Consider the following 25,603-nt stretch of genomic DNA (forward strand, 5'->3'; position numbering starts at 1 on the left):
CTACAGCACTGCGTAAAGGTGTTTAAGCGCATCAACTGATCCTGCAAGAACCAGCACATCTCCCTCCAGCAGAATAAATTCGGGACCCAGTTTGGAATGAAGGCGCTGCTCAGTGCTGGCCATTCCAATAAGATTCCGAACCTTCTCCGAGCGCTTCACGGCAATAAGGTTGAGGTCGTAGCTAGCGGCAAAATCGATACCAGATAGGGGTTTATTAACCATCAATTTAGGAACGGCAGATTCGACTATCTTATAATCCTGTGAAATGTGATATACGTTATTCACATTTTTCAATTCCATTTTCAAGGCAAAAGACTCTGCCATCTCAAGTTCTGGTGAGAAAATATCCGAAACACCAATGGCCTCTAATACAGTTCGGTGAAGACCGGACATGGAGCGAGCAATCAAGCGAGAAACCCCCAACTGTTTTAGCTGCGCCGTTATCAGAACAGATGCCCCAAAATCTTCGCCAATGGCAACCAGAACTGCATCAGCATCGTCGAGAGGCAAATACTTCAAATCATGTAACTCACGCGCATCCATACAGATAGTCGAAGTTACTTTTTCCTTAATTTCTTCAACTCGGTGGGCGTCATTATCCACACCTATAACCTCGTGCCCCAGCTGCGTCATGCGGATAGCCAGTGCAGCACCAAAATTACCAAGACCCAGAATAATTACCTTCATAACTAGTTTATGTAAATGCTTTCGGAAGGTAGTCGATAACTATCGCCCTGATGAAGATTACCTAAAAAGGAGAATACGAGCGAAAGGAGACCAACCCGGCCAATAAGCATGAGCAAAATTATTACAATTTTTGAAGCAACCGTAAGTTGTGAGGTCATACCAACAGAGAGTCCAACAGTACTAAAAGCAGAGGTACATTCAAACAGCACCGAAAGATAGTTTAGCTTTGGCTGAAATACAATAACAAAAAAACTCCCCAGCCCAATAGCAATAATGGATAAAAAAACCACCGCAAAGGCACGCTGAACACTATCATAGGGTATCTCCCTCCGTCCTACCACAAACAGTTTACGGCCAGTAGCCAAATTCACAACATTAAGCAATGAAAGGGCAAAGGTGGTTGTCTTTATACCACCACCGGTGGATCCTGGCGAGGCACCAATCCACATTAGTAGTATAGTGATCAGGATAGTAGATGGCATCAGCCGAGACATATCCACCGTATTGAATCCAGCAGTACGGGGGGTGATTGACCCGAAAAATGATCCGGTAATCTTACCTAATATACCCTCCCCGACTAAGGTATTGTTTCGCTCCAACAGAAAGAACATGATGGCTCCAATAAGTATTAAACCCATCGTAGTAAAAACAACAATTCTGGCATTCATATTTATAATCCGAGGCATATGCATGTAGCGTTTCTGCTTACCAAAGAATTGTCGGATTTTGTTCCCAATAAAATGACGGATCAAGGTAAAGTAACTGAAAATAATAGGAAAGCCCAGGCCACCTAGCACAATTAATGCCATTATCCAAAACTGGAGGGTGTAATTTTGCCTTAAAAAACCGGTATATAACCCATCGGTAAGCGTAGAAAAACCAGCATTACAGAATGCCGAGATGGAATGAAAAACAGAGAAAGCCACCTTATCGGTAAAATCACCAACGGCAGTTACTTTGGAAATTGATTGAAAGATAAACAAGGCACCTATGAACTCCACAATGATGGTAACCAGCAAGATTTTTAGCAAAGCACTAAAAATTCCACCTACTCGGTCGAGATTCAATATTTCCTTTATCATCATCTGGGAGCGAAACGTACTCTCCGTCCTGTAGAACAACCCAAAAAAAGTAGTAAACGTCATTACACCCAAACCTCCCAACTGAATTAGGAGAAGGATAATCATCTTGCCAACCGGTGTAAATGCAGTAGCCGTATCCACAACAACTAAACCAGTAACGCATACCGCACTAGTAGAGGTAAACAAGGCATTTACAAGACTTATTCCATGGGTGGTTGAGTTAGGCAACAACAAAAGTCCGGTACCTATGCTCACCAATAATGTGAAACTTCCAATAAACAACATCGCTGGATTTGCTTGCTTAGCAAACAAATTGAAACTAGCTCGTCCGACCTCTACAAGAAAAAGAAAAACAATAGTGAGATTCAGAAAATAGTGATGCCCAATTATGGTTAGAAATAGTTTATGATGATCCCCAACGCTAAAAAAAACACTTCCAATAAAAGCAAAAAAGACTATTCCTAATTTGAATAGCGACGTTAACCGGAGAAAACGATCCTGTCGTCGGCTAACAAATGCTTTGTATAAACTAATGCAGTAAATAACCACAAAATACAGCAATCCAAACTCATAATATGTGGAAACGGAATCCAATCGATCGTTAGGATGTAAAAAACCAAACTCATAAATAAGAATAGCAAGAAGGGATGCCGCGGCAAGAATCGAGAAGTGATTCAGAACAGTAACAAAGAACCGCTTTAATCGCTCAATTTGCGAATAGTATTTAAAGTCAATTGTCCACAAGTTCATGATATCCTCAGGTGCAAAACATTATGGTTTAAGCAATACGGCTCATTGCTTTTATACAAATAAATCGAACGCAAATTACTTTCAGAGTGGCGTGTGCATTAAAACAAAGGTAATATTAGCAACGATAATCTAACCCATGAGAGAAAAAATAGTTATTTTGAACAAAAAATTACGGCGCATTCAGAATTTCCCCATGAGAAAATTATTGGTGAACTTTAATATAATCGAAAAATAAAAGTTTGGCAGAGATAGAAGAATCTTGGTATATAACCTATTACAAGTCAACAAATAATATAAATACCAAATCAAATCGTCATCTATCATGATAAAACCACATTTTATCAAAGTAGGCACTCAACTGTTTTTTTCTTTTTTACCTTTGCATCAAATTATAGGTAGTGGAACCACTAAGAATAAAAAGTGCCATTGATACTCCTGAGGTCAGTTTTGATCCCGGAACGTTGCGCTTCTGTATATCTGGCATCTCTCATCCCGAAAATGCCAAAGAGTTCTATACGAAACTTTTGGTGTGGCTCGATGAATTCTTTGAAAAGAACCAAGATAAGCAGGCGGAACCAATTACGCTCGACCTTAACTTCCGCTACATAAACTCCACCTCCTATAAATATTTACGGGAAGTTCTTCGGAAACTTACCGTTTTCCATAAGAAAGGGTTCAATATCCAGATCGTATGGCAATATCAGGTTGAAGATGAAGATCTACTCGAGGAGGGTCAAATCCTTCTTAGTCTTCCAGATATAAAACTGAACCACCAATTTATATCCTACGAATAAGATTTCTAAGGGTTAAAAAACATTCATTACGCAATAGATTTGAAGAAATCAGCATATGTAAAAGATTTTTACTACTTTTGACCCGAAAAAAAAATTAAGTTACTATGGCGAATATTAGGTCTATCAAGAAAGACATCCATTTCCTCACAGACGAAGTAGTTTCCGATTGCTACGTTTACATTTACCTTAATCCAGGTAAGAAAACTGAAGCTGCCGAGAAAATTGCACTTGAATCGGAAGCTTTCAGAAATGCGGCCATTGACAAGGTTAATAACCCAGGAAAGTTTGAAAACGCAAAGTTGCGTAAAGCATACTTCAAAGGACTATACGAAGAGCTCATCACCGAAGTGAATAAGCAATTCGAGCAGCTTAGCGCACTCAGCAAAAACTAACACTAAGCCCCTTCCAAGGGGCTTTTTGCTTTGCGTATGATTATTGATTACAGCTTCAACACTAAAATCGCGCGCGAAAACACCTCCTGCGTAAAATACGATCGCAGAAGCGAAGTTTTTGGAAGTTCATCGGTAACTCCCCTCTGGGTAGCCGATATGGACTTTGCTACTCCGGCATTTATCCGAGAAGCACTCCAACAACGAATTGATCATCCAATCCTTGGTTATACATTCCTTCCGTCAGGAGCAGTAGATGCCGCCATTGGATGGGTTTACCGCAGGCATGGATGGAAAATAGAATCCAATTGGATTTGTCTCTGCCCAGGAATAGTACCAGCCATAAATTTCGCAATCCTAGCAAATTCGAAAGTCGGTGAAAAGGCAGTGATCCAGCCTCCTGTATATACGCCATTCTTTGCTGCAATTGAAGATCATAAGCGAGTAGTAGTTGAGAATCCTCTGCTCGAAAATGAAGGTTGCTATACGATGGATCTCAACCACCTCGAACAACAGTTTAAAGAGGGTGTAAAACTCTTGATCCTTTCCAATCCACACAACCCCACTGGCCGCGTTTATACAAAAAACGAGTTGGAGCAAGTCGCATCACTCGCGTCAAAATATAACGTGGTGATCATCTCCGATGAGATCCACTGCGACATCGTAATGCCACACCAAAAACACATCCCCATTGCATCCCTTTCGGAAGATGCAGCCAATAGAACCATAACCCTAATCGCTCCAAGCAAAACGTTCAACCTTGCCGGACTCGCCACTGGCTTAGCCATAATCCCCAATGAGACCCTTCGGGCAAAATTCAATTCCATATTAAACTCATTGCACCTGTCCATGGGGAACCTATTTGGAAACATAGCAATGCAGGCCGCTTACACCTCTGGCGATGAATGGGTAGATGGGCTTAACGCATACCTATACAACAACTTTCAAACCATCAACACTATACTAAAATCCAGCAATGCGCCATTCCGTAGCCAAACACCCGAAGGCACATATCTTGCATGGATCGATTTCCGTGAATTTAACCTACCCCAGCAAGAGTTGAATAGGATACTTATCGAAACAGCCAACGTTGGGTTGAGCGACGGAACTATTTATGGCAAGCAAGGCATAGGATTCCAACGTCTAAATGCAGCGTGCCCTAAGTCGGTTATTGAGAATGCAGTGGCTCGAATTGCTGAGTCATTTTCGAAAGCATAAACTACTGCGTCAAGAAAATCTATCGCTATTTGTTTTTTATTTCACTATCTTTGTATATAGTAGATTGCATGATAATAGAATGAATACAGATTAGGAATGAAACGTAAGCCCACCATTAGTATATTATCTATCACCTTTTTCTTAGCGATTACCGCCACCACTTCCACACTCTTTGGCCGAACCGACAGCCTTTTCAACTATCGGCTATACGGACAGCCAGGAATCCAGCAAGACTCACTTCTTTCCCTATTTAAAGGCACAAGAGGCAACACCTATGGCGAAATAAATGGGATGGCCATCATGGTAAATGGTAAACTCATCGGAGAGTCCTACTACGGCCTTTACTCCAGCGAGACTCCATTCCCGATAAATTCAGTTACCAAAAGTATCATTTCGCTGGCGTGCGGCGTTTGCGTTGAGCAAGGTCGAATAAAAACTACCGACCTAATCTCAAAATACCTTCCGGAATACGATTCCATTTTTGCCGCCAATCCATTAAAAGCAAAAATCCGAATATCGGACCTCCTTAACCAAACAACTGGATTGAGTTGGGACGAATGGTTCCCGAACTATACCTACTCCTACAACTCACTTAATCGATTAAAGAATACAAAATCAGACTGGGCCAAACTGGCTCTTGAGCAACCAATGGCTACCGCCCCAGGAGTAAGATTCAACTACAATAGCGCCTCTCTTGAGCTCCTAAAAAAGATCATGGAGCACGTTACCAAAACACCCATCGACTCCTTTATCTACAAAAACCTTTTCGACACAATTGGAATAAAAGCCAACTCTTGGGCTAAATACCCAATCAACGGCACTCCTTCATGGGGAGGCATGACCATGAAAGTGAAGGATATTGCAAAATTGGGTCAGGCCATTCTCAATAGCGAAACAGGAAAAAGCAAAATATTGCCTAAAAGTTGGATTGATCATATCTATACACCAAAGGTAAATGCCGGCAACGAAGTATTCTACAGCTACCTTTTTTGGCATAAGGAAATTGCAGGAAGGCAAGTAATTTTCGCAGCTGGCTTGGGGGATCAATTCCTTTATATCGTTCCTTCCCTAAATCTTGTTTTTGCAATAGCATCGAGCAACTATTACACTACCTTTCCGATACCCGGACCAGAATTAATTCTCCAAAGGATTATTCAAACCATTGAACAAAACCCAAGCAACTAGGTTATTACTGTTAAATAGAAGGCAAAACATGATGCTTTGCCTAGCTATGAACATTAATATTTCTAGCCATGACAAATATTAAAACAAGCTATCTTGGATTAGAACTTAAGAATCCAATTATTGCAGGGGCAAGCAATCTTAGTGATTCCGTAGGCAAGGTTGTTCAACTTCAAGAATCCGGTGTTGGAGCCATTGTATTTAAATCGCTTTTCGAAGAGCAAATCCAACTCGAAGAACTCGAAATGGAGCAAGAGATGGAAGCCTATAATGAGCGTCATGCGGAAATGATTAATCTCTTTCCTAGCCTACAATATGCAGGACCCGAAATACACCTCCAAAAACTGAGAGAAACAAGAAAAGCAGTCTCTATTCCATTAATTGCCAGCATTAATGCCGTTTACTCAGAATCATGGGTGGAGTATGCCAAAAAAGTTGAGAAAACAGGAGTTGATGCAATTGAGATTAATTTTTATCATACACCCAAGGACTTTGGAGTTTCGGGAGCTTCCGTTATTTCAGAACAAGTAGAAATAATAAAACGAATCAAAGATGTAGTTAACATCCCCATAAGTGTAAAAATGAGTCCATTCTATGCTAATCAACTCGAGGTTGTTGCCGAATTTTGCAAGGCCGGAGCCGATGGTGTAGTGCTCTTCAATAGGCTATTCCAACCCGATATCGATATAGAACAGGAGAAGTTAATTCAACGCATGACGCTAAGTTCCAACGACGAGTCTCTTCTACCCTTACGTTTCACCGGTCTACTATTTGGACATATCCCCTCCGATATTTGCGCTTCAACCGGAATATTTAGCGGTTATGATGTGGCAAAGATGCTTCTTGCAGGTGCCTCAGCAGTTCAGGTGGTGAGTTCTCTTTATAAGCATAAGTTAGGTCATGTTAATATAATGATTAAAGAACTTGAAGGGTGGATGGAGAAAAAAGGATATACCGACATATCTCATTTCCAAGGTAAACTCTCTAAAATAAATAGCAGCTCACCGTTTGCATACCAGCGTTCACAGTATGTTGATATATTGCTAAATGCCGAAAATCTGCTTAGGCAAAGAGCCGTTATTTAACCTGAAGTTGGTGTGATTGAGCACAATCACCTTGGTATTTCTACTACAATCAAACATCGATTTGATGATTGGAGATATGCAAAAAGAACTTCTCGTCCGAGGACAGTTTTTTTCACGAGATTACTACAGTTGTTCGCCTACCTTCGTTAGGCGAACAACGCGTTTTAATACCCAAAACAAAAGGGTTTCGTGCAATTGAATTACCATCCCGAATATGATTACATCTTTTGAACTACAATTTGTTAAACCCATTTAAAGTATGGTACTTCCAGGAAGAATTAAATTAGAGAAGCATGGAGTAGAAGGCTCGGGGCCGGTAGTTTACTGGATGAGTAGAGACCAAAGGATGGAAGATAATTGGGCACTGATCTATAGTTTGGAACTATCAAAACAAAGGGATTCATATGCAATAGTAATATTCTGCCTTACCCCCGACTTTTCTGAGACGATTAACCGCACGCTTAAGTTCATGGTTGATGGACTAAAGGTTGTATTTAGAAATCTCATCAACAAAAATATACCAGTTTATCTTTTGCAAGGCGACCCAACGACAGTTATCCCTCCATTTATTAAACAGATGAATGCATCAATACTAGTCACCGATTTCGATCCTTTACTTACCAAGCGACAATGGAAAACATCAGTGGGTGAAACCCTATCGGCGCCAATTATTACGGTGGATTCCCACAATATTGTTCCCTGCAGCATAGCATCCCCAAAACAGGAATTTGGAGCCTATACTTTGCGCCCTAAAATCAATAAGTTACTGAACGACTACCTGCAAGATTTCCCAACCATTCCATTACAAAAAACGACAGGGAGTGGCCGCTTCCCAGAGCCAATATGGCCAACTATCCCAGATAGCAATGAGAATATCCCACCAATAAACTGGATCAAACCGGGAGAACAAGCAGCTGCGATTCATCTCCAAAAGTTTATAGCAAACAAACTGAATGGTTATGCAGAAAAAAGAAACCACCCCGAGCTTAATTGGCTTTCAAATCTATCACCCTACCTCCACTTTGGACAAATATCAGCCCAGCGTGTTGCGCTCGAAGTTATAAAATCAGATACTGACCCAGAAGACAAAGGAGCGTTTCTTGAAGAGTTAATTGTTCGCCGGGAACTATCGGACAACTACTGCTTCTACAACCCAAACTACAACACATTTGAAGGCTTTCCAGCATGGGCAAAGATAAGCCATAACCTACACCGGAACGATGAGCGGGAGTATATCTACACCCAAGAAACATTTGAGCAGGCATTAACACACGACAAACTTTGGAATGCGGCACAAAAAGAGTTGACAAGGACAGGTAAAATGCACGGCTACCTGCGCATGTATTGGGCAAAAAAAATTCTGGAGTGGACAACTTCCCCAGAAGAGGCCCAATCAATTGCCATATATCTAAACGACAAATATTCCCTCGATGGCAGTGATCCAAACGGCTATGCTGGTATTGCTTGGTCCATTGGTGGATTACACGACCGGGCTTGGTTCGAACGATCTACATTTGGAAAGATAAGATACATGAATAGTAATGGAGCCAAACGAAAATTCGATGTTGAAAAATACATTGCCAATAATGAATCCGAATAGATCTTTAATTTGGTCTTCCAAGAAAAACAATCTATTTTAGTCCCCCCTTAAATTTTTGCCAGTGAAAACAAATTACATTCTACCACTCTTATTTGGAGTCCTCCTTTTTGCAACTAATCCGGCTGCAACCCAAACAATAGAAAAGCCAGTAGTGCTAGTAATTTCAATGGATGGTTTCCGCTGGGACTATGCAAGAAATGCCGTAACTCCAACTCTCGATTCAATTGCGAAGCTCGGGGTTACCGGAATAATAAAACCATCATTCCCAAGCAAAACATTCCCGAACCACTATACTCTTGCAACGGGGCTAACACCAAACTCACACGGATTACTGTTCAACTCGTTCTATGCATCGGACTTGGGTGTAAAATATAATGGATACAAAATCGAATCAGTTCAGGATGCCCGGTTTTATGGAGGAGAACCAATATGGAATACAGCGCAAAGACAGGGATTAAAAAGCTTCGTCTTCTTTTGGGTAGGTTCAGAGGCCCCAATCAACGGCATGAGGCCAACAAAATGGTTTCCATACGATGAGGAGATTCCCTACAATAATAGAGTTGACTCAGTAGTCAAATGGCTTTCCTACCCTACAACAACAAGGCCTAACTTGGTAATGCTCTATAATCATGAACCCGATGGACAAGGGCATAAGTTCGGACCAATTTCGGCAGAAACGACAGCCGAGGTAGAGCGAATTGACTCCAGCTTGGCTTACCTCTTTTCGCTGTTGAGAAAAAGTGGGTTAAACGACAAAATTAATATCATTATCACGACCGATCATGGGATGTGTCCAACACCTAGTGAGCGCTACATTGATCTAAGCAACCTAATTCCGAAAGAAAAATTGGATAATTGGCACGGCGAATCGCCCGTTCTAAACTTCAACCTAAAAAACGAAACTGACACTGCACTATTTACAGCGATTAATGCAACAAACGGATTGAAAGTCTACGCTAAAGGTAAACTACCAACAAGGCTAGGATTTGGATCCAATGTTAGGATTATGGATTATGTAATGATTGCCGATTCGGCGTATAGTTTTGGATGGGGAACAAAAAAAGGGAAATACGGCAACGGTAATCATGGATACGACCCTTCCATTACCGACATGCAGGGAATATTTTATGCCATTGGGCCCAACTTTAAGCAAAACAAAGACATTGGTCTATTCGAAAATACTGACCTCTATAACTTAATGGCGAGGCTACTCGGAGTAATACCATCGAAAAACGATGGAAATGCGAATACATTTAATGCAGTAATCAACAAATAGCATGGTGGCACCCCCCTCCAACATTATCCTTTCAACAGCATACCTGCCCCCTATCCAAAGTTTTGCGTGGTTAGTGGAATGTAACACCCTATTAATAGAACAGCATGAGAATTACGTAAAACAGACTTACCGTAACCGCTGCACTATTCTATCTGCCAACGGACCTATAAACCTAACCATCCCAACTATTAAACGAAGTGGCGAAAAAGTATCCATCAGGGAAGTAGAAATTGAATACGTCACCCCATGGCAGAAAAATCATTGGAAAGCACTAGAATCGGCTTACCAGAACTCACCCTACTTCGAACACATTGCTGATGATTTAATACCTCTCTACAACAAAAAAACCAAATACCTCTTCGACCTAAATCAGAGCCTCATGGAGGTCATACTCTCCTTTTTGGAAATTAAGCCCTCCATAGAATTAACCCAAAACTATAACACCAACTATCCTGATACGATGCTGGATTTAAGAGAATCCATTTCACCAAAAGTAGATCCACATGAGGATAATGTCTTTTCACCGAAACCCTACTATCAAGTATTCAGACACAAGGGTGCCTTTGTACCAAACCTTAGCATTATAGACTTAGTATGCAACGAGGGACTCCTCTCACTAGAGATTCTTGAAGATTCCATAAAAAAAGACGCCCACCAGCGTTAACTGATGAGCGTATTCTTAGATTGATTGAATAACCATTAGAACTTATAACCGAAGGTCAGGATAAACTGGTTTTGGCTATGTTTATCATTCACAACACCCTCACTTCCATTGTATAAAAAATTCTCATCTGTGAAGCGGGTTTTACTATAAGTAAAATCTGTATAAAACGTTCCCGTTCTGAGGCCAACACCACCAGCAAAAACCTGAGTATTCGAATTGCTATTTAAATAGCCTTGCTTATAAGGACTCCCATAGTAAGCATAACCTCCGCGCAAAAAGAAAATACCCTCATGATATTCAGCTCCAAATCTATAGTTTGATGAAGATTCAACCATCGCTGAGATTTGGTCATTCTCCGCTTTAAAACTATTTGATTGACCACCACTACGAAGCCGCATTACCGTATAATCAACATACTCATAATCAATATTCATCGCAATTTTATCGAGTAAGATATAACCCAAACTTGCTACAAACTTATAAGGAGTAACCATGTTGTAATCGTACTCGCCTAAAGGAGAATCCATACTGTATCCCTTAAGAGTATTCACATCATACACATGCGTGTCCATAGAAGAACTAAATCGATCCTTTAAGTTGAAAAAAGTCGGAGTATGAAAAGCAACTCCAATACGTAAACTATGGATAGGTTTAATAATCATTCCCAATTTAAAATTATAGCCCGAACCTATTGTCTCGAATATTTGCTTGTAATTTAAATCTTGGAACTCACCCGTATTCCCATCAACAGCAGCCTCCGAATAATCGGTCTTATTTTTATAATACAAATCCTGAATGCCCAGTGTACCTCCAAAATAAAACTTATCTGCTACGTTACCAGCAAAAGAAAGAGCGTATTCCCCTTGCGATCCAGAGGTCGTAATCAATCTATTCTGAAAAACAATATCATTATTAGCCAGATGAGAAATATATCCAGTAGCATCAGCATCAATTATAAAATTATTCCAAGCCATAATCAGCCCCCAATAACTTGAATTATAGTTAGCAAAGGGAGAGTTTTCTTTTGAGAGGCTATTGCGGTCTGCGTAAGGCACGCGTTTGGTTGCTTCCAAAAACACATCAGTTATTGATGCCACATCGACCCCAGAAGTTGTTACACTCGAATTAAAATCACGCAACTTATTGTATCCAATTCCAAAATTAAAACTAACAATCCCAATATCTTCTTGTCGAACTGGGTTGCTAAAAGTCAAGGCTAATCCGATATTCGAAATGCCAAGATTAAAGGTATTATCGCTTCCCACCTGACCTTGATATGAAGAATTGCTTCTATTGAAATTTAAGTTAGGAGTGAAAGAGAAGTCATTTGACCTATAAACACCCAATCCAGCAGGGTTAATACTCACAGCAGAAAAATCGCCACCTAAAGCCCCAATAGAACCCGCCATTCCAGAAAACCTAGCCGTACCAGAATAGACATTACTGGAGTAGCGGTAAACATCCGATATATCCTGCCCCCACGAATTCAGCGAAATGAGGAGAGCAACTACACTTAATATATGTTTCATAGCCATATCAAATTAAATAAAACCATTATTACCTACGCCTAACGTTTCCAGAAGAATTCGAATTACTATTCGAATTGTCCGAGCGGGTAGAATTGTTCGAATTATTGCTGGAAGTTGAACTATTACCACTAGTTGACCTTGTATTGGATTCTGTATTATTACTAGAAGAAGGCCGTCTATAGTTATCTTGACTGTTCGAACTTGAAGGCCTATTATACTCCTGCCTTACACCGCTAGATGGACGGTTATACACTGGAGTATATGATGGCCGTTGAACACCACTAGTAGTTGAGGGACGAGTATAAGTATTAGTGGCACCAGAACTTGATCGTCTATTTCCCGTAGAAACCTCTCCGGCTGAATTACCTGTAACCCTGACGTTTCCTGTATTCTGGATTCCATCTCTTGAAGGATCAGCACTCGAGGATCTCACCTCACGCCGTTCGACAGATCTAGCAGCCCTAACCTCATTACCTGCAACTCCCTTACGGGATCCGTAATTTGTTGTCCCACCAGATCTAGAACCGTAGTAATATTTCTCGGAATCAGTATGCCTAACATCTAGATATCCACCATAACCTGGATAATAATAATCGTAATATCCAGAGTAACCAATAGCCCAAGGGCTATAAACACCGTAGCCAAAACCATAACTAGGCCAATAGGCACTATACCCCATTCCAAAGTTAAAACCCATGCCATAGTTGAAGCCCATAGACCACCTATTGCTAGGCAAATACCACGATGAAGTTATCCAGCGAGGTTCTACCCAAACACTAGATCCGTAAGCCACCACATTATAAAACGCAGGATCATAAGCCGATGCATAGAAGAGAGCGTCGCTATAATCACTGTAATTAAAACGTAATTCCGATTGTGCTTTTAAACGTCTCTCCCGCGCCTCATCAAAACTTTCAACTAAAATCGCATTATAGGGATTTTGATTTTCCTCCTCAACGTATATAGTATCGGAAGTAGATGTAGATTCGTTTCCAGCATTATTCATTTTGCGTTGAAGTTCCGCAATTGTCGGATCTGTAGCGTTTAATGGATTTATTTCATTACCAGATGCAGAAGCAACATACTTCTTATCTGGATTAAAATAGACGTCATCCTCTCCGGTTGTGTTGGAGGCAAGGAAAAATGACGAAGAACAACCTGAGAGCATCCCCGCCATTAACACCGTTGTTAATAAGTTAGTTTTCATGATATCTCCCTCCTATATTTTTATGAAAAAAGTTTATTTATTGTTTACTTTGCAGTTGTTTCTTTCTAGAACAAATAATGCAAAGATCATACCAAAGATAAAAAATGGCAAAAGAACTTAAAGAACTAACCAACAGGGACGAGAATTACTCCCAGTGGTATAACGACCTTGTAATAAAAGCCGACCTTGCAGAAAATAGTGCAGTAAAAGGTTGCATGGTAATTAAGCCTTACGGTTACGCCATTTGGGAAAAAATGCAGCAAGCATTGGACCAGATGTTTAAAGAAACCGGTCACGTAAATGCATACTTCCCCCTTCTGATTCCCAAGTCATTCCTCAGTAAGGAAGCGCAACATGTAGAGGGGTTTGCCAAGGAGTGTGCGGTTGTAACGCACTATCGATTAAAGGCTTCCCCCGATGGTAAAGGAGTAGTAGTTGATCCCGATGCCAAGTTGGAAGAGGAACTTATTATTCGCCCTACCTCTGAGACTATTATCTGGAGCACCTATAAAAACTGGATAAAATCCTACCGCGATTTGCCCATCCTATGCAATCAGTGGGCGAATGTGGTTCGTTGGGAGATGCGCACACGACTATTTCTACGTACCACAGAGTTTCTATGGCAAGAGGGTCATACTGCACATGCCCTTCAATCGGAAGCTATTGAAGAGACCAAAAAAATGATCGACATCTATGCGAATTTCGCAGAAAAATGGATGTCGATGCCCGTTATTAAGGGCGTAAAATCGGAGAGCGAACGCTTTGCAGGTGCCGTAGAAACATATACCATTGAGGCACTGATGCAAGATGGTAAGGCGCTTCAATCAGGTACATCTCACTTCCTTGGCCAAAATTTCGCAAAAGCTTTCGATGTTACCTATACCAGCAAAGAAGGGAAACTCGAGCATGTTTGGGCATCCTCTTGGGGCGTATCTACCCGCCTGATTGGTGCCTTAATCATGGCCCACTCCGACAACAACGGATTAATACTACCTCCCAAGTTAGCCCCAATCCAAGTGGTTATTGTCCCCATTTACAAAAGCGAAGAGGAACTTGCGATGATTTCGGAACGCGTAAGTGGAATAAAAGCCCAACTTATTTCAAAAGGTATTTCAGTTAAATACGACGACAGAGACAACCTTAAGCCAGGCTTTAAGTTTGCAGAATATGAGTTAAAAGGTGTTCCTATTCGCTTGGCAATGGGACCAAGGGATTATCAAAATAGCACCATTGAACTTGCCCGCAGAGACACCCTCACCAAGCAAGTAGTTTCGGTAGATGGAATTGCAGAAACGGTAGCCAACCTTCTGGAAGAAATTCAAGAAAACATTTATACCAAAGCCCTCCGCTTTAGAGCAGAAAACACAACTACTGTAGATAACTACGATGAGTTTAAAGAATTGCTCGACGATAAAGGCGGATTCTTCCTCGCACACTGGGATGGAACTGCTGAAACGGAACAGCGTATTAAAGAGGAAACAAAAGCCACCATTCGCTGCATTCCACTCGATGCACCCGAAGAAGAGGGTAAGTGTATGTATTCCGGAAAACCATCAAGCCGCAGGGTAATATTTGCCAGAGCGTACTAATATCCTTTCAACCCTTTTCGAAATATGGAACTTTGAGCAATCAAGTTCCATATTTTTTTAACTTTATGCCAGCTAAACCGACAACCTAATGGAAGAAAAAAAAATAATCCCAGCAAAAGAACTTATCATTCAAACACTTGCAGACAAATCTGTCATGAAGCAGGTAATTTTTGATAATACACTGGTGTCTTTCGGGCTAATTAAAGAAGTGCTCCACGAAATCGCAACTGATTATAACGTAAATCTGAAAGGAACAGACCGCCGAATCCGACTGGAATATGTGGATAGAGGAAAATTCGAAGCCGAATTGAAAGTTGCGGGTGATATACTTATCTTCAGCATGCACTCCAATGTTTTTGAATTCGACAGAGATCACAGCATTTGGAAGTTATCCTATGTGCAAGAGGATAAAATGAGAAGTTACTGCGGAATAATCAGCATATATAACTTTCTTGCTGACTCGTTCCGATATAATCGAATGGAGGACTTGGGTTACCTAATTGGACGTATTTTTATCAATAAAGACAGTCACTACTTCCTTGAAGGAAAAAGGCAACTAGGCTTTCTTTACAATAATTTTGGCACTACAGAAATAGACAAAGAGTCTATCCGTAAAATGATTGAAACAGCCATACTCTATACCCTTGAGTTCGACTTATTAGTACCGCCGTACGATACCGTAAAGATTGCATCAGTAGGCCAAGTCAACAACAAAATTGAAAATTCAAAACTTCAAACCGGCAAACGCCTCGGGTATAAGTTTAACTCGGATGATGTTTTAGAAGAAAAATAACCGTAACTAACTAACCATGAATAAGCTAATTCTCATTGCTCTCCCAATAGGCATGCTGCTGTCCAGTTGTGCGGAGAAACAACAACCATCCATTATGCAAAGTAAAGTTGATGCATTTGCTGAAGTAGAACTCAAATCGGACATTTCAGCATTAAGCCCAAAAGAGAAAGAACTTCTAGTATATCTATTTGATGCCGCAACTGTAATGGACGACATCTACTGGGAGCAAGCGTATGGAAACAAGAAAGAATTATTGGATACCTGTAGCGATGCCGGAGAAAAACAATTCCTAGAAATTAACTATGGCCCTTGGGAAAGATTAAATGCCAACAATGCCTTTATTCCACGTTTCGGAGCAAAGCCGCTGGGGGCAAACTACTATCCTTCCAACATGACTGAGCAGGAGTTTAATACCTTTGAAGATTCAACAAAAACCTCTTTATACACGATTATCAAAAGAGGTGATGACGGAAAACTACTCTCTATCCCATACCACGTTGCCTATAAATACAAAATACAAAAAGCAGCAGATTTGATCAATAAAGCGGCCAAACTAGCTGAAGATGTAGGCTTTAAAAAATATCTCGAGTTGCGTGCCGAAGCCCTACTAACCGATGAGTACTACTCCAGCGATATGGCCTGGATGGACATGAAAACCAACAATATCGATTTTGTAGTAGGGCCCATTGAGAACTATGAGGACGCCCGTTACAACTACAAGGCTGCCCATGAGGCTTTTATTCTTATCAAGGATCAAGAGTGGACAAAGAAACTTGCCCGCTATGCATCTCTTCTGCCCAAGTTACAGCAACTACTGCCTGTCGAAGCCAAATACAAAACAGAAATCCCAGGTAGTTCAAGCGACCTTGGAGTATACGATGCAGTATATTATCAAGGCGATTGCAATGCGGGCAGCAAGACTATTGCCATTAATCTCCCCAACGATGCACGCGTTCAACTGGAAAAAGGAAGCCGCAAGTTGCAGCTCAAAAACTCGATGCGCTACAAATTTGAAAAGATATTAGAACCAATCGGTAAAATACTGATAACACCCGACCAACAAAAGAACATTAAGTTCGACGCATTCTTTGAAAACGTAATGTTTCATGAAGTTTCCCATGGACTAGGTATTAAAAACACTATAAACAACAAGGGCAATGTTCGCGGAGCTCTAAAGGAAAAGTATAGCACCATTGAGGAAGCAAAAGCCGATATTCTTGGAGTATATCAAGTTCTACAGCTTACAAAAATGGGAGAAATAACCAATAAAGACCTAATGGACAACTACGTGACATTTATGGCAGGTATCTTTAGGTCGGTAAGATTTGGTGCAGCCTCTGCGCATGGAAAAGCCAACATGCTTACCTTTAATTACTTTAAGGAAAAAGGCGCATTTACTCGTGACGAAAACAGCGCGACCTATTCGGTGAACTTCGATAAAATGACAGAGGCGATTAGCTCGTTGGGAGGCCTGATCCTTACCCTTCAGGGCAACGGTGATTATGAAGGAACAGCTCAACTCATTGAAAAGATGAGCGTAATTGATCCAACCCTTGCCGCTGACTTAAACCGAATAAATCAGGCTGGTATCCCAACTGATATCCGATTTAAGCAAGGAAAAAAAGTTTTAGGACTTTAATAGTTAATAGTTAATAAAGAAGAGGGCGAGTTGGAGATCGGACTTGCCCTCTTTATTCGAATACATGCAGGAATAGCTCTAACCTATTTAATCCGACAGGATAATAAGGATAGGCTAGGCAATATAGATCAGTTGATAATCTAACAAAAAATTTGCACCAGCATCAAGAAATATCTATATTTAGCGTTGCTAACCTTTATTAATCACGCTAACAGCACACACATCTATGAACTTGACCTTCAACTTTATTAAATCCGTCTCCAACATTTACGACGAAATGATTGAGAACGGTTTCTCATTAGTTTACCTAGGGGAGTTTAGCCACGAGATCACAAAGATGTTTACCCAAATGGCTGAATCGGACATGGAAAAGAACAGTGAGGAAAGATCAGTTCAACGGAAAGTATACCATGTTATGGTTGAGACCCTTCAAAACATGAATAAGCATTCCGATGAGATTAAAGACGGCAACATAGGTAACGGCCTTTTTATTATTGGTAAAAAACAAGATACCTACTACATAATAACATCCAACAAAGTAGCAGAGCAGCACAAAGAACCACTAGAAAGAGCTCTTAATCAAGTCAATGCAGCCACAAAGGAAGAGCTAAACCAAATGTATCGCAAGCAAATACGTGAAGGAAAACTATCTGACAAGGGTGGTGCTGGCCTAGGCTTAATCGACATTGCCCGGAAAATCGGAGAACCACTTAACTATCAATTCCTTCAACTAGATGAATCTAACTACTTTTTCATCTTGAAGGTGGAGATAAACGCCAAAAAGTTTGGTAAAGAAAACTAAACACGAAAATATTTCTTTATCCCTTTCCCTATAGAAAGGTAAGGTTTACTATGGAGGAATATTTCAAAATACTAGCAACTGCACTTTTGTGGTTGCTTTTTCCATATCTATCCCTTGCCGACAACGCAGACACACTGAGGCTAAGGGCGGGTCAAACCCTTGTGACTGCCAAAGGGGAGAAAATAATTAAAGTAGACACACTTGTGGTTATGCCCGATTCTGTCGATTTTATTGTAGTAAATAGCGGGGAAAACAAGAAGAATTTCTTCGATAAAGTTGGTGAAAAAACAGAAAATCGGAGGTTCTTAAACCAAGTTTATCGGCGTCTAGTTAAGAGCACAGAGGAAGCGACTGAACCAAACAGAGAGGAAGTAGTCAGCCGCGAGGAGGAGTTATCTCACTACGCAGGGAAGCCCATACGCTCAATAATCTATGAAAGACAGGAACTATTTAGAGTTACGAAAACCGACACGGCTGAAACAAGTAAAAGATTAAAACGCATCGGGAATAACCTCCATGTATACACACGACGTTACATACTAGAGAAGAACACTCTGCTTAAAAAAGGCGACATATTCGATCCAATTCTTGTCGCAGAAAACGAACAGTTGCTTCGCAGTTTATCCTTTATTTCCGAAGCTCGGATTTGGGTATTCAACACTCCATCGGCCGACTCCATTGACCTTTGTATTTCCACGCGGGATGTATGGAGCAAAGCATTCCACCTTGAAGTATCCGATCCAGAAAAAGGGAGAGTAGATTTGTTCGACAATAATATCCTCGGATTTGGGCAGGAATTCCAATCTTCGATCTACTACAACTACACCCAAAATAACAACCTCGGTTTTAAGGAAATATATACCATCAACAACCTTTGGGGTAAGTTTATCAATACAACATTGAGCTATCAGGATGCTTTCGACGACAGGTATATCTCCGGTTCTGCAACCAGAAATTTTTCGGCCACCGCACTTAAATATGCCGGAGGCTTAAGCGCAATTAAGCGATCCCGGCCTTACTATAGTTTTGACTTCGATTCGACCTACATTATAAATTCGCATACAGTAGATGCTTGGATTGGACGGACATTTGTATTTAACGCCAAAAATAAATATGCTTCCTACAGGAAACAATTGGCACTTGCAGCCAGAATTACCCGATATGGATTTACCACAACCTTACCAACAGACGCTAGCTACAACCTTGAATTCCATAAAAGAACAACTACTTTAGGCAGCATTTCTTTCTCCACACAGAAATTCTACCAAAATCGACTGGTATATGGATTTGGACGTACCGAAGACATTTCGCAAGGTCTAAAATTGCAACTCATAGGTGGTTATGAAGTTAGCAAATATACTGAACGAACCTATGTAGGAGCAACCGTAAGCACAGGAAAACTATATGCCATCGGCTATAACCAAATTAAAGTGAGTTTTGGCTCATATTTACGAAACGGGAATATGGAACAAGGAGCCCTAAGGCTTGACTTTAACTGTTTTTCGAACCTCTGGCAACTTGGTATTTACCGTATAAGGCAATTTGTTAACCTAAATTACACATCGGGAATTAATCAACTGTATGGTGAGGGAGAGTCTATTTCACTAAGCGGAAAGGATGGCGTCAGGGGATTAAGCCTTCCAGATATCAATGGTAATCAACGGCTTAATATTGCTTTTGAAACAGTCTTATTTACACCTTATTCACCTATCGATTTCAAAACAGCGTTATATGCCTTTGCTGATATGGGATTTATCGGACAAAGGCATCAATCTGTATTTGATGGAATAAACTATACCGGATTTGGAATTGGTATTCGGGTTCGAAATGAAAACCTAGTATTTCGCACGCTGCAAATACGATTGGCGTTCTATCCATATTTACCCGTTGGAGCAATTCCTAAATACATTGACATATCTGGGGTAACTTCCTCACGCTTCGAGAACTTCTACCCAACTCCGCCAACTCAAATACCGTTGCAATAAAAAACAGCACGAACCAACAAACAAAATCCGTCACCTGTGGTTAATTAATCAAAACAACCATAAATATTTTTACTATGTCGGTACTAGTTGGCAAGAAAGCCCCAATATTTAAAGCAAGAGCAGTAGTAAATGGCGGCGAAATCATTGAAAATTTCTCATTGGATCAATACATTGGAAAGAAGTATGTAATATTCTACTTTTATCCGGCTGATTTTACATTTGTGTGCCCCACAGAGATTCTCGCCTTTCAGGAGATACTATCGGAATTTACGCAACGCGACACAGTTATTGTTGGCTGCTCCGTTGACTCTGAATTTTCCCACTGGAAATGGCTACAGACAACGCCCAATGAAGGAGGTATAAAGGGAGTAACCTACCCATTGGTAAGCGATTTATCCAAAACAATCTCTGAAAATTACGACGTTTTAGCGGGTCATTACGATTACAACGGCGAGGGTGAAGCGGTATTCATCGGAACTCCACAAGCTTACCGAGGACTTTTCCTCATCGATAAGGATGGTATTGTTCGTCACCAAACGATTAATGATATGCCACTTGGACGAAATATTGATGAGGCGCTAAGAATTGTAGATGCCCTGCAATACTTCGAGGAAAACGGAGAGGTGTGCCCAGCCAACTGGACTAAAGGAAAGAAAGCAATGAAAGCGTCCCAAGAAGGAGTAAAAGAATACCTCTCAAAGAAATAAATTCTTCACTTTCAAAATAAAGGTCTGGTGGTTATCCAGACCTTTTTTATTTACCAAAACTGCTACCTTTGATGGGTGAGAACGACCAGAACCTACACCATTCAACCTGCACAGCAATCGTCCCTGAAATCCAATATACTGGACTACTGCGCTCGTTTTGAATACTCGGCCTATTATGACTCCAACAATTTCCAATATGGCGTTGGGTATCGGGAGAAATATGCTGAATTTGAACTTTTAGCAGCCGCCAATACTTCCCTCATACTTACAAATACGAAAACTATCCTAAACGACGTGGACCGCTTTATGGCGACTACGCCCGATTGGCTGTTTGGATACCTATCCTATGACCTCAAAAACAGTTTTCATTCCACAGAATCCAACAATACGAACCAGTTCAACTATAAGAACTACTCGTTTTTCAGACCCGAAACCGTCTTTACACTAAAAGGCAACGTTTTATCCATCCATAGTTTTCTCGACTCTCAAACCGTTGATAATATTACAAAAGAACTATTATCAAAAAAACCAAAAGAAGAAAAAACAAAAAGAGACGCCATACACTTAAAATCCACACTCAGCAAGGAAGAGTATATTGAAAGAGTTAATGGACTAAAACAGCATATTCAAATTGGCGATATCTACGAAGTTAACTTATGTCAGGAGTTTAGTGCAACAGCAATCGAGTTAGACCCAAAGCAACTCTACTCTCAACTGAAGGCAACCTCGCCAACTCCATTCTCAGCATGGTTTCGTGAAACGAACCAATACCTGCTTTGTGCCAGCCCTGAGCGATACATTAAAAAAAAAGGTTCGTTACTCTTTTCCCAACCCATTAAAGGAACCGGCCCTAGGAGTAACGATGAAGCAGAGGATAAACAAAACCTAAAAAACCTACTGCAATCGGAAAAAGAGATCAGCGAAAATGTAATGATTGTTGATTTGGTGCGCAACGATCTCTCACGATTGGCAACCAAAGGATCGGTAACAGTGGAAGAGTGTTGTGAGCCTTATGGTTTTCCCCATGTTTATCAGCTCATTTCAACCGTATGCTGTCAGTTGCGTTCGACCTTACAATTTAGCGACATTATTAAGGCCACTTTTCCCATGGGATCGATGACCGGCGCCCCAAAACTCAGGGCAATGCAACTTGCCGAAACCGCGGAAACATTCCAACGAGGAATCTACTCGGGCGCTGTAGGATACATTACCCCAAATGGAGACTTTGATTTCAACGTGGTAATTCGTAGCTTTGTTTATAACGAAGCGAACGGATACCTATCCTATTCCGTAGGAGGAGCAATTACAATGCTTAGCGAAGCCGAAGCCGAGTATAATGAATGCCTAGTGAAGGCACAAGCCATGAATAAAACCCTGGAAACGCTAAATGGAACAGATTTCGAAGAAAACCATTAATCACTTTTTAAGTAGCCACAAACTATTCCCTCATAAAATCTTGGTGGGTGTTAGTGGCGGTATGGATTCAATGGTTTTACTCCATCTATTGAACCAATTAGAAATTCCTATTGCCGTGGCGCACTGTAACTTTAGTTTACGGGGACTGGAATCAAATAAAGATGAAGAATCGGTTTCATCTTATTGCAACGACAACAATATCACTCTATTTACAAAACGCTTCGATACCAATCAGCATTCACAAACCCATAGTGTTTCCATTGAGATGGCTGCTCGCGACCTGCGGTATGGCTGGTTTGAGGAACTCTCAAATGAATTCGATTTTGACTACATCGCCATTGCTCATAACCTAAACGATTCCATCGAAACATTTTTCCTTAACCTAACCCGAGGCAGTGGGATTAAAGGGCTAACGGGAATTAGCCCCATCAACGGCAAAATCATACGGCCCCTTATCGACCTTAGCCGCGAAAACATTGCCGAGTATGCGCAGGAAAATAAAATTCCATGGAGAATGGATGCTTCCAATCTCACTACAGTATACCGGCGCAATTTTATCCGACATAATATTCTTCCGCAATTTGTGGCGTTAAACCCTTCCTTTATTAGCACCATGCAACGCAACCTTGCGATTATGAATGGTGCCTCAAAAATCATTGAACTACATGCATCAGAAGCAAAAACAACACTTCTGTCGAAGCATGGCTCAACCTACTGCATCAAAATCAGCGAACTAACAACAAAACTAGGATGGGAAACCTTACTGTTTGAAATACTAAATGAGTTTGGATTATCTTCCGGTGAATATGAATTAGCAAAAGGGATTCTATTCGCCCAAACAGGTAGCCGAGTGGTTACAAATAATTACACCATATGGAAAAACCGAGAGAATCTCGTGATCGAACCAAATATGGAGCCCCACATAATCAAAGTAATTATTGAGAGTACCAACGGAGCCATCAGTTCACCAATAAAACTTAGTTGGAGTAGCACTCACCTAAATACCACTGACGCCAAGTGGCAATCGAATCAAGGAGTTTTTGAAGTTGAGAAACTAACCTTCCCACTTACCATCCGAAACTGGAGGGCAGGTGATTCGTTTATTCCTTCGGGTATGACCGGAGCAAAAAAAATCAGCGACTTCCTTACCGATCAAAAAATCGAAAGCCAAAGCCGTAATTCGATACTCGTAATGGAATCGGACGGAAAGATTGCATGGGTAATTGGACTCAGAGTCAGCGAACTGTTTCGCAAAACGGGGAAAACTGGCACCGCGATAATCTTTACACTTGACTAACTACTTAATCTCCATCTATTTCATTCAATTCAAGCCAGCGCATCTCCTTCTCTTCCACAATTGAAAGTATATCCCCTACTCTCGTCGATTTGTCTACAAGTAAGGTGCTGGAAAGGGTGCCGCTGCTAAGTTCGGTTTCGAGCGTTGCCTTTTCCATGCTCAAATCATCCAGCTCCTTTTCTAATGCTTCCAGTTCCATCTTCTCCTTAAAAGTGAGTTTTCGAGGACGGTCTACCTTAGGTTTCTTAACATCTACAGTAGTTTTGGTATCCCGTCTTTCTTTCTTCTCCTGTTTCTCCTGCTCCATCTTGAAATCGCGCAGTTCAGAATATGACCCGACAAAATCCTTTATTACCCCGTTACCTTCAAAAATAAAGATGTGATCCACTACCTTATCCATGAAATAGCGATCGTGAGATACCACTAAAAGACAACCTGCAAAATCGCGCAAATAATCCTCCAATACATTCAGCGTTAGAATATCCAAATCGTTCGTTGGCTCATCCAAAACCAAGAAGTTGGGGCTTTTCATAAGTATCGTAAGCAGGTAGAGTCTACGTTTTTCGCCCCCGCTGAGCTTCGAAACAAATGATTGCTGCGAATCGGGAGGAAAAAGGAAAAGAGTTAGAAACTGGGATACAGTAAGCGTCTTATCCTTTCCAACCTTAACCACTTCCGCAATATCGCGAGCGATATCAATCACTTTCTTGGTTTCATCAAACTGTAATCCATCCTGACGGTAGTAGCCAAAAACAACCGTTTCGCCAACCTCTATTTTACCGGAATCGGCCTGCATTTCACCGGTAGCAATTTGCAGAAATGTGGTTTTCCCTGCTCCATTATCGCCAACAATCCCAACCTTTTCGCCACGGCTAAAGATATAATCGAGGTCGTTGAGTATAATCTGACTCCCGAATTTTTTGGAAACCCCTTCCATGCTAATTATCTTTCCACCTAACCTCGAACTCGCCGAGGAGATGTCTACCGAATCTTCCCTTCGGCCGGAGTTAGCCTTATCCTTGAGGTCGTAAAAGGCATCAATTCGGTATTTTGCTTTGGTTCCACGTGCTTGAGGTTGGCGATTCATCCAATCCTGCTCACGTCGAAGTAAATTCACCGCTTTCTCAACGGAGGCGGCATGCGCCTCGGTGCGCTGTTGTCGTTTTTCGAGGAAATAGGTATAATTCCCCTTATACTGGAAACATGTTTTAGCGTCTATCTCAATAATATCAGTACAAACCCGATCGAGGAAATACCTGTCATGGGTAACCATTAAAAGTGTAATGCTACTGCTAGAAAGATACCCTTCAAGCCACTCCACCATCTCCAGATCGAGGTGATTGGTAGGTTCGTCCAAAATCAAGAAATCGGGCTCATTAATAAGCACATTCGCAAGGGCCACCCTCTTCCGCTGGCCACCCGACAATTCACCCATCTTCTTGTCCAAAAAGTCGACTTTAAAGCGGGTAAGAATTTGCTTTACCCTTACCTCATAGTCCCAGGCTTTCATATGATCCATCTTCTCAATGAGCTCACCCAGGTCGTAATCACCCTTCCCTCGAACTGCCAACTCATAGTTACGAACCACCTCCACCATTTCGGATGAAGAAGCAAAGGCAGCTTGGTAAACCGTGAGGTCACTATTGTATTCTGGATCCTGATCAAGGTATCCGACAGTAATTCCATTTCGAAAAACAATTGCACCTGCTTCGGCACTATCCTTTCCCGATATAATATTGAGTAATGTGCTCTTACCTGCTCCGTTTCGGGCCACCAACGCTACGCGCTGATTCTCCTCTACCGAGAATTTCAGTCCCTCAAAAAGGGTTAAATCACCAAAAGATTTTGTCAAGTTTTCAACTTGCAGGAAAGAAGCCATAAAAAATATTTTGTGCAAAGGTAACTCCATTCT

Annotated in this window: 21 protein-coding genes; 16 read left to right on the forward strand and 5 right to left on the reverse strand. The window is 41.1% G+C overall.

The window, feature by feature from the left end:
• Both BLS65_RS02650 and BLS65_RS02655 read right to left on the reverse strand, forming a co-directional pair.
• Positions 1 to 687, reverse strand: a complete 687-nt coding sequence (locus tag BLS65_RS02650; RefSeq protein ID WP_092435431.1) for a potassium channel family protein — start codon at positions 685 to 687, stop codon at positions 1 to 3.
• Positions 688 to 689: 2 nt separating this feature from the next.
• Positions 690 to 2,519: a TrkH family potassium uptake protein gene (locus BLS65_RS02655; protein ID WP_092435434.1), complete on the reverse strand. Its 1,830-nt coding sequence runs from the start codon at positions 2,517 to 2,519 to the stop codon at positions 690 to 692.
• 398 nt (positions 2,520 to 2,917) lie between these two features.
• Between BLS65_RS02655 and BLS65_RS02660 the strand changes: the two genes are divergently transcribed.
• The 8 genes from BLS65_RS02660 to BLS65_RS02695 all read left to right on the forward strand — a co-directional run bounded on the left by BLS65_RS02660 (position 2,918) and on the right by BLS65_RS02695 (position 10,727).
• Complete coding sequence (locus BLS65_RS02660) at positions 2,918 to 3,313, forward strand: DUF1987 domain-containing protein (RefSeq protein WP_092435438.1); 396 nt, start codon at positions 2,918 to 2,920, stop codon at positions 3,311 to 3,313.
• Positions 3,314 to 3,417: 104 nt separating this feature from the next.
• A complete protein-coding gene (locus tag BLS65_RS02665) occupies positions 3,418 to 3,705 on the forward strand; it encodes a hypothetical protein (protein WP_092435441.1) in 288 nt (95 codons plus the stop codon).
• Between the two features lie 36 nt (positions 3,706 to 3,741).
• Positions 3,742 to 4,920: a MalY/PatB family protein gene (locus tag BLS65_RS02670; RefSeq protein ID WP_092435445.1), complete on the forward strand. Its 1,179-nt coding sequence runs from the start codon at positions 3,742 to 3,744 to the stop codon at positions 4,918 to 4,920.
• A gap of 96 nt (positions 4,921 to 5,016) precedes the next feature.
• Positions 5,017 to 6,105 (forward strand): serine hydrolase domain-containing protein, encoded by a 1,089-nt coding sequence (locus BLS65_RS02675; protein WP_092435449.1) that lies wholly within the window; start codon positions 5,017 to 5,019, stop codon positions 6,103 to 6,105.
• Between the two features lie 68 nt (positions 6,106 to 6,173).
• Positions 6,174 to 7,187, forward strand: a complete 1,014-nt coding sequence (locus BLS65_RS02680) for a dihydroorotate dehydrogenase-like protein (protein ID WP_092435452.1) — start codon at positions 6,174 to 6,176, stop codon at positions 7,185 to 7,187.
• A gap of 259 nt (positions 7,188 to 7,446) precedes the next feature.
• Complete coding sequence (locus BLS65_RS02685; RefSeq protein WP_092435466.1) at positions 7,447 to 8,787, forward strand: deoxyribodipyrimidine photo-lyase; 1,341 nt, start codon at positions 7,447 to 7,449, stop codon at positions 8,785 to 8,787.
• A gap of 61 nt (positions 8,788 to 8,848) precedes the next feature.
• On the forward strand, positions 8,849 to 10,063 hold the full coding sequence (locus BLS65_RS02690; RefSeq protein WP_092435469.1) for an alkaline phosphatase family protein: 1,215 nt from the start codon (positions 8,849 to 8,851) through the stop codon (positions 10,061 to 10,063).
• Between the two features lies 1 nt (position 10,064).
• A complete protein-coding gene (locus tag BLS65_RS02695; protein WP_092435472.1) occupies positions 10,065 to 10,727 on the forward strand; it encodes a WbqC family protein in 663 nt (220 codons plus the stop codon).
• A gap of 35 nt (positions 10,728 to 10,762) precedes the next feature.
• On the opposite strand, the gene BLS65_RS02700 is transcribed toward BLS65_RS02695, so the two are convergent.
• Together BLS65_RS02700 and BLS65_RS02705 are read right to left on the reverse strand one after the other, a co-directional pair.
• A complete protein-coding gene (locus BLS65_RS02700) occupies positions 10,763 to 12,256 on the reverse strand; it encodes an OmpP1/FadL family transporter (protein WP_125869743.1) in 1,494 nt (497 codons plus the stop codon).
• A 28-nt stretch (positions 12,257 to 12,284) separates the two neighbouring features.
• The gene (locus BLS65_RS02705) at positions 12,285 to 13,463 is read right to left on the reverse strand and encodes a hypothetical protein (protein ID WP_092435478.1); all 1,179 of its coding nucleotides are present in this window, start codon (positions 13,461 to 13,463) and stop codon (positions 12,285 to 12,287) included.
• 104 nt (positions 13,464 to 13,567) lie between these two features.
• Here BLS65_RS02705 and proS point away from each other — a divergent pair, with 104 nt between their 5' ends.
• From proS to tilS, 8 genes are all read left to right on the forward strand, one after another.
• Positions 13,568 to 15,052, forward strand: coding sequence for a proline--tRNA ligase (gene proS / locus BLS65_RS02710; protein ID WP_092435481.1), 1,485 nt, complete (start codon positions 13,568 to 13,570; stop codon positions 15,050 to 15,052).
• An 88-nt stretch (positions 15,053 to 15,140) separates the two neighbouring features.
• A complete protein-coding gene (locus BLS65_RS02715; protein ID WP_092435484.1) occupies positions 15,141 to 15,845 on the forward strand; it encodes a hypothetical protein in 705 nt (234 codons plus the stop codon).
• Between the two features lie 16 nt (positions 15,846 to 15,861).
• Positions 15,862 to 17,484, forward strand: coding sequence for a dipeptidyl-peptidase 3 family protein (locus BLS65_RS02720; RefSeq protein WP_092435487.1), 1,623 nt, complete (start codon positions 15,862 to 15,864; stop codon positions 17,482 to 17,484).
• A gap of 226 nt (positions 17,485 to 17,710) precedes the next feature.
• Positions 17,711 to 18,286 carry a SiaB family protein kinase gene (locus BLS65_RS02725; RefSeq protein WP_092435490.1) on the forward strand — a complete coding sequence of 192 codons (576 nt, stop codon included), beginning with the start codon at positions 17,711 to 17,713 and terminating at the stop codon, positions 18,284 to 18,286.
• 50 nt (positions 18,287 to 18,336) lie between these two features.
• Positions 18,337 to 20,271: a BamA/TamA family outer membrane protein gene (locus BLS65_RS02730; protein WP_092435493.1), complete on the forward strand. Its 1,935-nt coding sequence runs from the start codon at positions 18,337 to 18,339 to the stop codon at positions 20,269 to 20,271.
• A gap of 74 nt (positions 20,272 to 20,345) precedes the next feature.
• On the forward strand, positions 20,346 to 20,978 hold the full coding sequence (locus tag BLS65_RS02735; RefSeq protein ID WP_092435496.1) for a peroxiredoxin: 633 nt from the start codon (positions 20,346 to 20,348) through the stop codon (positions 20,976 to 20,978).
• Between the two features lie 75 nt (positions 20,979 to 21,053).
• Positions 21,054 to 22,394 (forward strand): anthranilate synthase component I family protein, encoded by a 1,341-nt coding sequence (locus BLS65_RS02740; protein WP_092435498.1) that lies wholly within the window; start codon positions 21,054 to 21,056, stop codon positions 22,392 to 22,394.
• Positions 22,366 to 23,691 carry a tRNA lysidine(34) synthetase TilS gene (gene tilS / locus BLS65_RS02745; RefSeq protein WP_092435501.1) on the forward strand — a complete coding sequence of 442 codons (1,326 nt, stop codon included), beginning with the start codon at positions 22,366 to 22,368 and terminating at the stop codon, positions 23,689 to 23,691. The genes BLS65_RS02740 and tilS overlap by 29 nt, the downstream gene beginning before the upstream one ends.
• A gap of 4 nt (positions 23,692 to 23,695) precedes the next feature.
• On the opposite strand, the gene BLS65_RS02750 is transcribed toward tilS, so the two are convergent.
• On the reverse strand, positions 23,696 to 25,570 hold the full coding sequence (locus tag BLS65_RS02750; protein ID WP_092435505.1) for an ABC-F family ATP-binding cassette domain-containing protein: 1,875 nt from the start codon (positions 25,568 to 25,570) through the stop codon (positions 23,696 to 23,698).
• Positions 25,571 to 25,603 lie beyond the last annotated feature (33 nt).

It is taken from the genome of Williamwhitmania taraxaci (genome assembly GCF_900096565.1).
GTDB lineage: Bacteria > Bacteroidota > Bacteroidia > Bacteroidales > Williamwhitmaniaceae > Williamwhitmania > Williamwhitmania taraxaci.